The following is a 12,994-nucleotide window of genomic DNA, read 5'->3' as shown; positions in this document are numbered from 1 at the left end:
GGCAGGCTACTGCTGACCAGGGCACTTCGGGGTGTACCGTCCGAAGTGGCAGGCCCGCCGGTTGTAGCGGTCGGCGGGCCGCCCCAGACCGCTACCTGGGAGCCCTGATGACGAACCCGACCACAGGTGACAACCTCGCCCGCCTACGCCGCGCAGCGAAGCTGACCCAAGAGCAGCTGGCCGAACGCGCCGCGTTGAGCGTCGAAACAGTCCGCAAGCTGGAGCAGAACAAACCCGGGTCGGCCCGGCTGGAAACCCTCCACGCGTTCGCCCGCGCGCTCAGTGTGCCCACCACCGTGTTGATCGGCGACGCGTCCGAGGCCGCCGCACGGGACGAGCCCGACCACCGGCCGCTGTCCCTGGCCGAGATCCGCCGCGCGGTCGCCCCCGTGCACGGGTTGACCGGTGCAGTGCTGGCCGCTCCCGTCGGCGACCCGCCACCCGTAGACACGCTGCGGACCAGGCTGCGTGCCGCCGACCGGGCGTACCAGGCCAACGACTACGCCACCGCGCTCACCGCCCTGCCGCCGCTGCTGCTCGACGTGCGCGCGGCCGTCGACCTGGCCGACGGCGACGACGAGCCGGCGGCGTACGCCCTACTCGCCCGAACACTCCACCTCACCGGGAACCTGCTCATCCAGCTGCGGGCCGGCGACCTGGCGCAGACCGCCCTCACGGACGCGCTCACCGCCGCCCGCCGCTGCGGGGACCAGGTCGTCGCGGCCACCGTCATCCAGGGCCTGTGCTGGCTGCTGATGCGGCAAGGCCGGCTCGCCGAGGCCGCGCAGCTGGGAGTGTCCACCGCCGACCACGTTGAACCGCGCTTCTCCCGCGCCACCCCCGGCGAACTCGCGGCGTGGGGGTGGCTGCTGATGGGCGCCGCCGCCGCGCACGCCCGGGACAACCGACCCGACGACGCCGCCGAGCTGGTCGACGCCGCCGCCGCGGCGGCAGTCAGGATCGGTGAGCGGGACCCGGGCGGCGAGCACCTGATGATGGTCGGCGGGTTCAACGCGGGCCGGGTGCAGATGGCCCGGGTCGAGGCGGCGGCGGTAGCCGGCGATCCGGGACGAGTCCTGACCCTCGCCGAGGTCGTGCCGCCGGGACCGACGCCCGTCGGGTCGAGCTGGCAGCGCCACCGCCTGGACGTGGCGTGGGCGTACGCCGCCCGCCGCCAGTTCGTCGAGTCGGAGACGATCCTGACCGATCTGGGCCGCCTGGCGCCGGCGTGGCTGCGGCACCAGCGCTACGCCCGAGACATCGTGCAGACGATCGACGAAGGGCGACGCCGGGCCATGACGGACGACCTGGCCGCGTTGGCTGACCTAGTCGGATACCGGAACTAGGACGCAGCGTACGACTGGAGTCACCGACCGTGACAGGTCGTACGGTCCATGCCTGGAGAGACGCCGGTCAACCCGCGAACCTCAGTGTGAGGGTCCGGTAACCGGCTGTTGCCCCCGTGACGTCCGGCTGCCGGACCCTCACCCAGGTAGGGCAGGGGCGTCCGTGCCGGAGATGACCGGGCGCCTCAGCCCCTGAGGCGAGGGGCCGCCGATGATGGCCGAGATCCCGACCACCCTTCGGGCCACCCGCGCGGGCGAGGCGTTACGCGCGGTCGACGGCCTTGAGCGGCGCCTGGACGGAGAGCACCTGCCGCGACGGCCGGAGTGGGACTGCCGTACCTGCGCGCAGCGAGGTACCCCGTGGCCGTGTGAGCCGGCGCGGGCGGCCCTGACCAAGGCATACGGGGAGAACCGGTCCGGCCTTGCCATGTACGTCGGAGGGTTGCTGGTCCTGGCCATCGCGGAGATGCCCACCGCGAGCACGGCTGACCTGTACGAGCGGTTCGTGGCCTGGACCCGGTGACCGCCCGCCGAGCCTGAACGCCAACGGGGGCAGGACCAGAGTCCCTGGTCCTGCCCCCGTTGCGGACTACCCCTCAGTGCACGCCCTGCATTGCCAGGTCACTCATCACCTGACGCAGCGAGAAGCGATCGCTGTAGGCCTTCACCGTCAGGTTCTCCACAACGACCCCGCCACCACCACCGCGGCCACCGCGCCGGTTGCCCCACTGGACGTCACCGCCCAGCCAGTCCCGCACCACCTTCTCGGCGATACCCCGCGACCGGCCCAGGTCACCGCGGCGCGGGATGAAGGCTTCGCCGCCGGTGGCCCGCTCCCCGTACAGCACCGTCGGCGCCTTGGCAAAGTGCGACTCGATCATGCCGCCGGCCGCCATGTGGTGATCGATGCCACCCCAGCGGTGCAGCTGCGTGCCGACACCCGGGATGTAGTGGTCACCGTTCGTCTTCACGACGATCGTGATCGTCTTGCCCTTGAGCCCGTTGACCTTCTTCTGGAAAGTCTCGAGCTGCTTGAACGCCTTCGCGGTGGACGCGTTGATGTCCGTGTGAACGTTATTCGGGATCCTCAACAGCGACGCAGCGAGCTTTTCCGCCTCGACCTTGGAGAGGTTCGCTTTCTGCGCCATCTTGATCAAGGCTTCGCGATTGGTCGCGTACGCGGCGGACGCCTTGCCCGCTCCCAGCCCGGACTTCTCACCGGCCGCCGTTTCCTGGTTGAACGCCTGCGCCATGTTCAGCAGCGAGGCCTTGTTCGCGTCGGCGCGCTGCTGGTTGGTCATCTTCGCGTTCGAGTTCTGCGTGATCGCCTCGGCCGCCTGGCGGGTCGCATCCCGCGAAGCGATCTGCGACCGGGCAAGCCCGATGTTCGAGTTGACCAGCTCGTCGGCCTTTTGCTGCGCGTTGGTGAGCCCAGCAGCGGCCTTATTCGCATCGCCGGCCAGGGCCTGGAAACCGCCGGCCAGGTTGAAGGTGCTCGCCTTCGCCCCGTCCTGAGAGGCCACCATCGAATCGAGCAGCTTCTTGCCGCCGGGGATCTTGTTGACGAAGAACTCGAAACCCTCGACCAGCAGATTCAGCATTGCGCCGGCCCCACGAATGCTGGACTCCAGCATCCAGAACACACCCTTGAGAGCCAGGGCCATCGAGCTGCCGTTGTCAGCCAACATGCCGAACGTCTGACCGACGGCCTTGCCGATTCCCTCAACACCCTGACCGATCACCGTGATGATGGGCCCGGCTTTCGTGATCGCCTGCGCAATGCCGGCCACGGCCGCCTCCGCGCCGCGACCAACCGACGCGGTCAGCCCCGGCAACCAGGTAGCGCTCACGTCGAAGATCCGTTTTAGGTCAGGCAGCATGGCCTGGAACGCCTTACGGGCCTCCTTGGTCGCGGCCAGTGTCGCGGGAACGAACCGGCCAGCTGCGTTCTGCAGATCCCGCCCAGCTTCCTCGCCAAGGTCGCTGAACGCGGCCTTGACCCGCGCGTCCTTTGAGGCGAGCATCACGCCGCCGACGAGGCCACCCAGACCGGCCGCACCGACCACCGCGGCACCGACCGCCGGGGCGGCCGCTACTGCCGCACCGACCAGCACGGCGGACGCGGCCAAGGCCACCTGCGGGCCGGCCGCGGTAACGGCCTTGGACACGCTGGCACCGACCGCGCCGCCCAGCTCGGCGACCTTCGAGAGTCCCTTACCGATCCCTTGGGCAAACCGCTTACCGGCGGTGTCGCCGGAGTTGGCCCACTTGCTGGCCTGGTCGCCCAGCTTCGAGAACCCCGCACCCCACTGAGCCAGCCCCTTGCCCAGGGTGCTGTTCACTTTCTCGGCGGTGTCGGACGCCGACTTCAGGTTCCGCTCGACGCTCTTGATCCCCGGACCGGTCTTGTCCTGGAGAAGGATGTCTACCTCAACGTCTCTAGCCATACCCCACCCCCCTAGATCACATAGATGAAGGCCTACCGGTCGGGGGCCGACGTCTCGGCGCCGGCCCCTGACCGATCAGAACGTGTGTTGCGCGCGCCGCGGCTGCGGTGGCGCCGTCCGACCGAGGGCCACACGGGCGAACGTGTGCCGCACCACCGCGTTGATGCCCCGGCGGCCCAACTCGGCCACGAACGCCGCCACCGCAGTCGGCGAACCATCCACCAGCAGCAACTGCCCCTGCCGGTTCTCCAGGCTGCTGTACGGGAACAGGTGAGCGACCTCCGGCGGCGGCACGGGCAACCCCCGCACCAACGCGCCGTCGGTGCCCACGGCCACCTCAACGGGACCATCCATCGTGAACATCGGAACCTCCATCGTCGGACCGCTACCAGCGCGGTCGCTTCCCTTGATTATCGAGATATCCCATTCGGGACAGTTGAACGTTGAACTGTCTGTCACCAGCCGCTCACCGGACCCCTCTTCGCTGGACGCCGGTTTCGGTCGGGGAGAGAGAAAGGACACGTACCTCGGGGTGTCCAGGGGCCCCCTGACGGGAAAAAACCGCAGGTCAGCGCGTTTTCGCCGATCAGTGGGCACCGGCCATGGCACGGATGACGGCGCCCGCCTTCGTTGCTACGCGCGATGCCTTGCCCGGGGTCTTGGGCTGGTCGGGTGGGTAGAAGCCGGGTTGCCAACCGAGCTCGACAGCAACGGCCAACTGCATGTGGTCGTCGACGTTGCGGGTGAGGAATTGGTAGTGCCGCGGGCTGACGGGCACGTCGAAGGTGGCGTCCATCGGGTCCTGGTGTCCGCCTTCGATGAGGCGGATCACGTTGCCGGTGGAGTGGATGAGCCTGAACAGCTGGAGGTACTGGATCGCCTCTTGCTGGTCCTTGGCCGTGCCCTTCTGCGGCGTCCAGCTGTGCATCGCTGGCACCTTCAGTTGGCGGACGTGCTCGGCGATCGTGGCGACGTCCATGAACTTGCGGGTGGCCTTGTCGGCGCCAGCGACCGCGGTCCGAGCGAACGGACCAAGCAGGGCGTACAGCTGCGGGGCGGCGGCTTTGGCGGCGGCGATGGCGTCGGCCTCGTGGTAGCGGGCCGCCTGGTCGGCGATGGTGATTCCTGCCGGCTTGCCCTTCGGGTTGCCTGCGGGTGGTGCCCATGCGCCGAGGCTCGCGAGGTGGGTGGCGACCTGGTCGAGACTGATCTCACCGGTGGCCAGCTGCTCGGGTAGACGGCGGGCCCGGGCGGCGTGCTGGTCGACGGCCACCTGTGCCGCGTTGCGCAGTTGCGCGGCAGCGGTGAGGTGCGGCTGGGTGGCCTCGCGGAGCGGGTCGGTGGCTGCGCCAGTGAGTGCGCGGAACTTGTCGAGGGTGCTCTGGAGGTTGGTGATCCGCTGGAATTGCTTGTCGTGGTCGGCTGCGGGTCGCATTGGGTTGGTCCCTTCTGGTGGGTGGTTGTTGGTCTTGGTGGCTTATCGGGGGCGGCGTCGCCGGTTGTGCGGGCGTGCGGGGCGGGCCCTGCCCGTACCTCTCGGCGTGGCCGGTTCGGCCGTCTGTGTGGCGCTGGGCGGGCTGCTCTGGGCGGTGATCGCGGGTCGGCAGTCGCCGCAGGTGCCGTACTGGTAGATGAGCGGGCCGAGTTGGATCATGTCGGCGTAGATCCCGTCGCCGTGGGCGAGATCGCCGCACTGGTGTCCGCAGGCGTCACAGGTGGTGTCGGCGCCACGTGGCAGTCCGGTGAGGTGGACGCAGGCGGGGCAGACGACGAGGCCGGGCCGCCAGGCAGCCGCGATCACGGGCATCGGGCGATCGACGGCGGGTTGGTGTCGGCAGGTGTCGGCGGTTCCAGCGGCCCACTGGGCGTAGACGTCGAGCAGGCCGAGGCGTAGCCAGCCCGGGACGGAGCTGGCGTCGACGCTTTTGACCCCGTGGCCCTCGGCTGCCATCACCTGGCGGGCGTCCTCGGTGGCACGGTCGGTCTGGTCGACCAGGCCCACGGGTGTGATGGCGCGGGTCAGCGTGGCCAGCTCGTTGAAGCGAGGGTGAAGCATCAGTTGCTCCAGCACCAGGGTCGGGGTCATGGCGTCTTCCTCCAGTAGGTCGGGGAGCTGGGGCAGAGGGTGCAGGCACCAACGACCGGCTGTCCGGCGTCGGCCCGCTGGCCGCAGCACCCAGGCTGAGGTGAGGTGGTGCCGCCGGCAGCAGGTGCGGACGCTGGAGCGTCCGCGCGGTAGGCCGCAGCGTCCGCAGGAGCGTCCGCACGTTTGGGCAGGTCAGAGGCGGTTGCGGACGCTGCGGACGCTGCGGACGCTGTTTCCGGCAAACTTTCTGCCGACCGATTGGCGCTCCGCTGCCCTTTATTTCCTATTTCAGTTTGGGTATATAGAAGCTGCGAAACAGCGTCCGCAGCGTCCGCAGCGTCCGCAGCGCGCCAAATTCGGATCTTGCGAGTCCGCTTGTGGCCCTCCCGGTAGAAGTCGACGCTGATCCCAGCGGCCAGCAGGGCCGGGGTGATCCGCTTCAAGGCGCCGGATGCGCCGTGGGGTGTCTTCGGCCAACCACGGGGAGTGGATGCCAGCGGCTCATCGGTGGCCGGCGCGGCCCAGGTCAGGAGTTCCGAGGCGGTGCCATCGAATCCGGGGGCAGGCAGTCGGTCGATCTTCTCCCTGATCGCCGTGGCGAACGGGTCGCCGGTGATGACGGCGTCGGCGAGGTCGCCAAAGGTCTCTTCGTAGTCGGTGCGGGTGGTCCATCCGCTGACCTGATCCAGGGCCGCCAGGAAGCGGGTGAAGTCGGCCATCCGAGGTAGGTCGGTGACCTGTACGTCGGGCAGCACCTTGAGCACCTGGGACAACAGGTTGAGCAGTGCGCCGAGCGTCTGCCCCTGGTGGTGCTCGTAGTCCAGGCGGACGGACTTCTCCGTCCGGCGCTTTTCCCGTGGGATCCGTTCCAGCTCGACCGGGAGCATCCGCTCCGCGAGGTCGCCCCGGAGCGCGCCGGCCTCGATCGAGGTCATGACGATGGGGCGGAGGAACGACAGCACCGACAGGTCGCCGTCTGTGTAGAGGGCCCGTTTGGTCATGGCATCGCCCGTGACCGCCTTGCAGAGCGCGTCGGAGAACCACGGCTTGATCTCGCTGATGTTGTCGAGGGTCACCACCCACGATCCGGCCGCGGTGACTGCCCAGTCGGTGAGGTCCTTCGGGGCGGTCCGGGTCGGCGCGGGAGAGGCGTCGATGATTCCCGCGATGTGCTTTGCGGCGGTGGTCTTGGCCGTGCCCTGCTCCCCGACGAGCCCCAGTACGGGATGGGGCTCGTCGGGGATGAATGCGTGCAGCATCCATCCGATGATCAGGCGGAAGTTCACCTCGGAGACGTTCATGCCTGCCTGGAACGCGTCGAGGGTGCCCTCCGGGTCAGGGTCCGGCATGGCCCCGGTGAGTGCGGTCCGACGGAACAGCCCAGGGCTGCCACCGGTGACGACGTGCCAGCCGTCTGGGCCGACGTCGATGACGCGCCCGTCGGCGGTGCCCATGTCGATCAACAGTCGGTCGCCAGCACGTTCGACACGCAGGGACACCGGTCGACGTGGTTTGTCCAAGGCCTTGCCCTCCAGGACGTTGAGCACGTCGGCGGAGGCCTGCCCGGATGGCACCTTGCCCCGAGATTCCCAGAGCAGCACTGCCAACCGCTGCTTGAGTCCGGTGCGACCCCGTAGCGGCAGTGCGATGCTGGACCCGTTGCGCTCGACGGCGTACGGCTCGCCGTCGAGGCCGAGGAACACGTCATACCTGGCGGTGGCCATCTCGACCAGCAGCTCAGGAATCGTCGGTTCCGTGTTCTTGCCCTTGCTCGCCGACTTGCCTGTGCTCGCGGTGATGCCTGCTTCCGTCACTGGGTCGACGAACCCGTTGGCGATCGCGGCGTCGACGATTTGGTCGTCGTTCACGCTGCCACCCCCGATCCGAGGTGAGATGGCCCGGATTCGTGACTCGTCTGACTCGTTGACTCGCGCAACGGGCGGCCGGTGTGCCAGTCGACCGGGCCGCCGTTGTACGCCCAGGGCATCCGGCCGTGCTTCTCGGCCAGGTCGACGGCGAAACGGGCGGCGGCGGCTTCCATCACGGCGATGCGACCGGCGACCTGACGCTCGTAGGTGGAGTGATCCCGCCCGTATCCGAGCGCTTTGGCCGGTCGGGTCTTCCACCACAACTCATGCTGCTCGGCCAGCTCGGCGCGCTCGTAGGCGCGGCCGGCCTCGAACGCGAGGGTGACGGCGTGCTCGAGTTCAGCGGCGCTACGGGTGGTGCATCCGCCGGGCGGGCACCATCCGGCCAGTGGCCGTGGAGTGTCGCCAGCCGGCGGTACGCTGCGGTTGGTCTCGCCGACCTGCTTGCCGGCCACTTCGGGTGCCATCCCGGGGTGGCCGTTCTGCGTCGTGATCATGCGACCTTCGCCCCGACCTGATCGTCGAGCCACTTCTCCACGTCGTTCCAGCGGTAACGGCGGTGCCGGCCGACCTTCGAGAAGCGGGGGCCGAGGCCCTTGTACGCCCACTGGTCGAGCGTGCGAACAGGCACGCCGAGGTGCTTGGCCACTTCGGGCGAGGTGGCGAGTGGACGGGTGTCCCGCATCAGCTTGTTTCCCTTCTGGAATCAAACGACGCGAACTTACGAACGCGTGATGCGAGTCTGTGCGCAACGTTGTGCGTTTGTCAAACGGTGTCTAGTGTTCGCGTCGTGGAAACAACCGAGGCGCGTGTAGCGCGTAACCTGCAACAGCTCCGGAAGGATCGGAAGCTGACGGTGCGGGCGTTGTCAGCCCGTCTGGGGAAGCTGGGCCGGCCGATTCTTCCGTCGGGGATCACGAAGATCGAGGACAACTCACGTCGGGTCGACGTAGGCGACCTAGTTGCGTTGGCGCTGGCTCTCGGCGTCACACCGGACCGCCTACTGCTGCCGGTGGATGCTGCGGTCGACCAGGACGTGCCCCTGACGCCAGCCGTGGCGGCACGGCAGTTCCAGCTCTGGGCATGGGCGCGCGCCGAGTCGCCGTTGATGGCTGGCTTGGTCGCGCTGATCGATGACGAGAACGACTCGCCCGCGCCGCTGCAAGAACTCGTCGACGACTTCCGCCGACACTCGTTACCGCCGTCAGAGAGGCTGCGAGATAACCACACCGCGGCGCGCGCCGCGCGAGACGTCCTGGACAGCACCAGGGCTCTCCTGGATCGCCTGGAGCAGCCTGAGGTGTTCGCCCGTGAAGACCAGTTGCGTGCCAGGCACGCCGAGCGGCACCCGGGGGATACGTCGAGCGTCTTCGCCCGCGCCCCCGGCCTCGACGCGAGTCAGCCGGCAGCTCTCCGTGCACGGCTCAAGCGTCTGATCGCTGAGGTCGAGGCGTTGATCGGGGAGGCCGATGGCGAGCGTTAAGAAACGCGACGACGGGCGGCCGAAACCCTGGCTGGTCCGATGGCGGGACGAGGCCGGGACGGAGCGGAAGAAGTCGTTCACGCGGAAGGTCGACGCCGATCGGTTCCGGGCTGAGGTCGAGCACTCGCTCAATGACGGTAGCTACATCGACCCGAAGGCCGGGAAGATCACGTTCCAGGCGTACGCGGAGGACTGGCGCGCAGCTCAGCAGCACCGGCCGAACACTGCGGCCCGGAAGAAGTCGCTGCTCTTCAAGCACGTCTATCCGGCGATCGGTGGCCGGCAGCTGGCCACGATCCGGCACAGCACGATGCAGGCGTTCGTCACCGGCCTGTCGCCGGACCTGGCGCCCAGCTCGATCGAGACGGTGTTCCGCACGGTCCGGTCGATCTTCTCAGCGGCGAAGCGGGACCGGCTGATCAAGTTCGACCCGTGCGAGGACATCACGCTCCCGGAGCTGCCTCGCGTCAAGGTCGTGCCGCTCACCACGGGCGAGGTATCGGCACTGGCCGGCGCGGTCAAGCCGCGGTACCGCGCCCTGGTCGAGTTCGACGCGGGGACGGGTCTGCGCCAGGGCGAGGTCTTCGGGGTGGAGGTCGGCGACATCGACCGCGCGGAGAAGACCCTCACGGTCGAGCGGCAGCTCCAGCCGGCGGCCGGCGGCGGTGTGGTGGTGTGCCCGCTGAAGAACCGGCACAGCTACCGGACCGTCCCGCTCGGGAAGGCCATGTTCGAGGTCCTGGACGCACACCTGGCGGCGTACCCGCCTGTCGCGGTCGAGGTCCTGGACGTCACCGGGCCGAAGCCAGTCACGCGGACGGCCCGGTTCGTGTTCGTCGACGACGCCAGGCGCCCGCTCAACCGGAACACCTTCAACGAGTCGGTGTGGCGGCCGGCACGCGAGCAGGTCGGGCTGCCCGAGACGACGCAGCATGACCTGCGGCACTTCTACGCGAGCCTGCTCATCCGGGCCGGGCTGAATCCGAAGGTCGTCGCCGAGCGGCTGGGCCACCGAGACGCGACCCTCACTCTGAACACGTACAGTCACCTTTGGCCGGACGATGACGACCGGTCGAGGCAGGCAATCGATGACGTCTTCGGACGCGATGTGCCCCACATGCGCCCCAAGGAGTCGAAGTGATCTACGCCGACGCAGGTAGATCCGGTTACGATCTCTGCCTTACCTACTTCACCCTGGACTGATAGCCGATGTTCGAATACGCCCCCGCCCCCGAGTCCCGCTCGGTGGTGGACCTCAAGCCCTCGTACGGGCTGTTCATCGACGGTAAGTTCGTCGACCCGACCGACGGTGGCAGCTTCAAGTCGATCAACCCCGCCTCCGAGGAGGTGCTGGCCGAGATCGCCGAGGCCGGCGCCCAGGACGTGGAGCGCGCGGTACGCGCCGCCCGCAAGGCGTACGACAAGGTCTGGGGTCCGATGCCGGGCCGGGACCGGGCGAAGTACCTGTACCGGATCGCCCGGCTGATCCAGGAGCGCTCCCGCGAGCTGGCCGTCCTGGAGTCGCTGGACAACGGCAAGCCGATCCGGGAGAGCCGCGACGTCGACCTGCCGTTGGTCGCCGCGCACTTCTTCTACTACGCCGGCTGGGCCGACAAGCTGGGTCATGCCGGCTTCGGCGCGAACCCGCAGCCGATCGGGGTGGCCGCGCAGGTCATCCCGTGGAACTTCCCGCTGCTCATGCTGGCCTGGAAGATCGCCCCGGCGCTCGCCGCCGGCAACACCGTGGTGCTGAAGCCGGCCGAGACCACCCCGTTGACCGCGCTGCTGTTCGCCGAGATCTGCCAGCAGGCCGACCTGCCGGCCGGGGTGGTCAACATCCTCACCGGCGCCGGCGACACCGGTCGCGCGCTGGTCGAGCACGCCGACGTGGACAAGGTCGCCTTCACCGGCTCCACCGAGGTGGGCCGGGCCATCGCCCGGTCGGTCGCCGGCACGCGCAAGAAGCTCACCCTGGAACTGGGTGGCAAGGCCGCCAACATCGTCTTCGACGACGCGCCCATCGACCAGGCCGTCGAGGGCATCGTCAACGGCATCTTCTTCAACCAGGGGCACGTCTGCTGCGCCGGCTCCCGCCTGCTGGTGCAGGAGAACGTTGCCGACCGGGTGCTGGAGTCGCTGAAGCGGCGGATGGCCCAGCTCCGGGTCGGCGACCCGCTGGACAAGAACACCGACGTCGGCGCGATCAACTCGGCCGCCCAACTGGAGCGGATCCGCGAGCTGTCCGACGCCGGCTCCGCCGAGGGCGCCGAGCGCTGGTCGCCGCCGTGCGAGCTGCCCGACCGGGGCTTCTGGTTCGCGCCGACCATCTTCACCGGCGTCACCCAGGCACACCGGATCGCCCGCGAGGAGATCTTCGGCCCGGTGCTGTCGGTGCTCACCTTCCGCACCCCGGCCGAGGCCGTCGAGAAGGCCAACAACACGCCGTACGGGCTGTCGGCCGGGATCTGGACCGACAAGGGTTCCCGGATCCTGTGGATGGCCGACCGGCTGCGCGCCGGCGTGGTCTGGGCCAACACGTTCAACAAGTTCGACCCCACCTCGCCGTTCGGTGGGTACAAGGAGTCGGGCTACGGTCGCGAGGGCGGCCGGCACGGGCTGGAGGGTTACCTCAATGTCTGAGCGGGTCGCGGTACGCAAGACGTACAAGCTCTTCATCGGCGGGAAGTTCCCGCGCAGCGAGTCGGGACGGTCGTATCTCGTGCAGTCCTCGAATGTGTCACTGGCCTCCCGCAAGGACGCCCGGGACGCGGTGGTCGCCGCCCGCGCCGCCGTGAAGGGCTGGGCCGGCGCGACCGCGTACAACAGGGGTCAGATCCTCTACCGCGCCGCCGAGATGCTGGAGGGCCGCCGCGAGCAGTTCGTCGCGCTGGGCATTCCCGGCGACGAGGTGGACGCGGCGGTGGACCGCTGGGTCTGGTACGCCGGCTGGGCCGACAAGCTCGCCCAGGTGTACGGGGGCGCCAACCCGGTCGCCGGCCCGTACTTCAACATCTCCGCGCCCGAGCCGACCGGTGTGGTCGCCGTGGTCGCCCCGGAGCGGCCGGCGCTGCTCGGCCTGGTCAGCGTGATCGCCCCGGCGATCGTCACCGGCAACACGGTGGTGGTCGCGGCGTCGCCGTCCGAGCCCTTGGCGGCGGTGACGCTGGCCGAGGTGCTGGCCACCTCCGACCTGCCCGGCGGGGTGGTCAACATCCTCACCGGCGCGATCACCGAGACCGCGCCGACGCTGGCGGCGCACATGGACGTCAACGCGATCGACCTGACCGGGGTCACCGACGCCTCGCTCGCCACCGACCTGGAGGTCAGGGCGGCGGAGAACCTCAAGCGGGTGCTCCGACCGGCGTCCGGTGCGGCGGACTGGTTCGCCGACCCGGGCCTGGCCCGGATGACCGCGCTGCTGGAGACGAAGACGGTCTGGCATCCCAAGGGGGTGTGATCGTTTTTTCTCGGCCTTTGGGGTTTTCCGGGGAGCCCCGCCCGCTCCGGGCGGTCAGGCTTGATCCCTCCGCGGGCGGGGCTCCCCGGAAAACCTGACGTGGGCCGGGTTCCTCGGTCGGGTCAGCTCACGGGCTCTGCCTCGGGTCGGGTTACCGGTCAACGGTGTCCGCCCGGGGCCCCAAGGCCGCGCTCGCCCTGCCCCGCTCCAAGATCCGCGCAAGTTCCGGGGTGTTGCTGCCTCGGGAGGGTTTGAGGCAGCAACATCCCTGTTCTTGTCTGGATCATGAGGGCGTAAAGCGCGGGCG

13 protein-coding genes are annotated in these 12,994 nt (G+C 69.1%); 6 read left to right on the top strand and 7 right to left on the bottom strand.

Annotated elements, in window-relative coordinates; all coding sequences use genetic code 11:
- Positions 1-107 precede the first annotated feature (107 nt).
- Both QCZ28_RS03330 and QCZ28_RS03325 read left to right on the top strand, forming a co-directional pair.
- A complete protein-coding gene (locus QCZ28_RS03330) occupies positions 108-1,346 on the top strand; it encodes a helix-turn-helix domain-containing protein (protein ID WP_279515142.1) in 1,239 nt (412 codons plus the stop codon).
- Between the two features lie 211 nt (positions 1,347-1,557).
- Entirely contained in the window at positions 1,558-1,869 is a 312-nt protein-coding gene (locus QCZ28_RS03325) for a hypothetical protein (RefSeq protein WP_279515141.1), read from the top strand.
- A 73-nt stretch (positions 1,870-1,942) separates the two neighbouring features.
- Here the strand turns inward: QCZ28_RS03325 and QCZ28_RS03320 are convergent, their stop codons facing one another.
- The 7 genes from QCZ28_RS03320 to QCZ28_RS03290 all read right to left on the bottom strand — a co-directional run bounded on the left by QCZ28_RS03320 (position 1,943) and on the right by QCZ28_RS03290 (position 8,432).
- On the bottom strand, positions 1,943-3,793 hold the full coding sequence (locus QCZ28_RS03320) for a hypothetical protein (RefSeq protein ID WP_279515140.1): 1,851 nt from the start codon (positions 3,791-3,793) through the stop codon (positions 1,943-1,945).
- A gap of 75 nt (positions 3,794-3,868) precedes the next feature.
- The gene (locus QCZ28_RS03315) at positions 3,869-4,156 is read right to left on the bottom strand and encodes a hypothetical protein (protein WP_279515139.1); all 288 of its coding nucleotides are present in this window, start codon (positions 4,154-4,156) and stop codon (positions 3,869-3,871) included.
- A 223-nt stretch (positions 4,157-4,379) separates the two neighbouring features.
- Entirely contained in the window at positions 4,380-5,228 is an 849-nt protein-coding gene (locus QCZ28_RS03310; protein ID WP_279515138.1) for a hypothetical protein, read from the bottom strand.
- Positions 5,229-5,270: 42 nt separating this feature from the next.
- Positions 5,271-5,879 carry a hypothetical protein gene (locus QCZ28_RS03305; RefSeq protein WP_279515137.1) on the bottom strand — a complete coding sequence of 203 codons (609 nt, stop codon included), beginning with the start codon at positions 5,877-5,879 and terminating at the stop codon, positions 5,271-5,273.
- Complete coding sequence (locus QCZ28_RS03300; RefSeq protein WP_279515136.1) at positions 5,876-7,747, bottom strand: hypothetical protein; 1,872 nt, start codon at positions 7,745-7,747, stop codon at positions 5,876-5,878. The genes QCZ28_RS03305 and QCZ28_RS03300 overlap by 4 nt, the downstream gene beginning before the upstream one ends.
- Positions 7,744-8,244, bottom strand: coding sequence for a hypothetical protein (locus QCZ28_RS03295; RefSeq protein WP_279515135.1), 501 nt, complete (start codon positions 8,242-8,244; stop codon positions 7,744-7,746). The genes QCZ28_RS03300 and QCZ28_RS03295 overlap by 4 nt, the downstream gene beginning before the upstream one ends.
- A complete protein-coding gene (locus QCZ28_RS03290; RefSeq protein ID WP_279515134.1) occupies positions 8,241-8,432 on the bottom strand; it encodes a helix-turn-helix domain-containing protein in 192 nt (63 codons plus the stop codon). The genes QCZ28_RS03295 and QCZ28_RS03290 overlap by 4 nt, the downstream gene beginning before the upstream one ends.
- 105 nt (positions 8,433-8,537) lie before the next feature.
- Between QCZ28_RS03290 and QCZ28_RS03285 the strand changes: the two genes are divergently transcribed.
- The 4 genes from QCZ28_RS03285 (at position 8,538) to QCZ28_RS03270 (ending at position 12,687) form a co-directional block, all read left to right on the top strand.
- Positions 8,538-9,230 carry a helix-turn-helix transcriptional regulator gene (locus QCZ28_RS03285; RefSeq protein WP_279515133.1) on the top strand — a complete coding sequence of 231 codons (693 nt, stop codon included), beginning with the start codon at positions 8,538-8,540 and terminating at the stop codon, positions 9,228-9,230.
- A complete protein-coding gene (locus tag QCZ28_RS03280) occupies positions 9,217-10,371 on the top strand; it encodes a site-specific integrase (RefSeq protein WP_279515132.1) in 1,155 nt (384 codons plus the stop codon). The genes QCZ28_RS03285 and QCZ28_RS03280 overlap by 14 nt, the downstream gene beginning before the upstream one ends.
- Before the next feature lie 68 nt (positions 10,372-10,439).
- Positions 10,440-11,870, top strand: coding sequence for an aldehyde dehydrogenase family protein (locus QCZ28_RS03275; protein WP_279515131.1), 1,431 nt, complete (start codon positions 10,440-10,442; stop codon positions 11,868-11,870).
- Positions 11,863-12,687, top strand: a complete 825-nt coding sequence (locus QCZ28_RS03270; protein ID WP_279515130.1) for an aldehyde dehydrogenase family protein — start codon at positions 11,863-11,865, stop codon at positions 12,685-12,687. The genes QCZ28_RS03275 and QCZ28_RS03270 overlap by 8 nt, the downstream gene beginning before the upstream one ends.
- Positions 12,688-12,994 lie beyond the last annotated feature (307 nt).

Source organism: Micromonospora sp. DH14 (assembly GCF_029809455.1).
GTDB lineage: Bacteria > Actinomycetota > Actinomycetes > Mycobacteriales > Micromonosporaceae > Micromonospora > Micromonospora parva.
The sequence above is the reverse complement of the archived record's forward strand: the minus strand, read 5'-3'. Positions and strand labels throughout refer to the sequence as shown.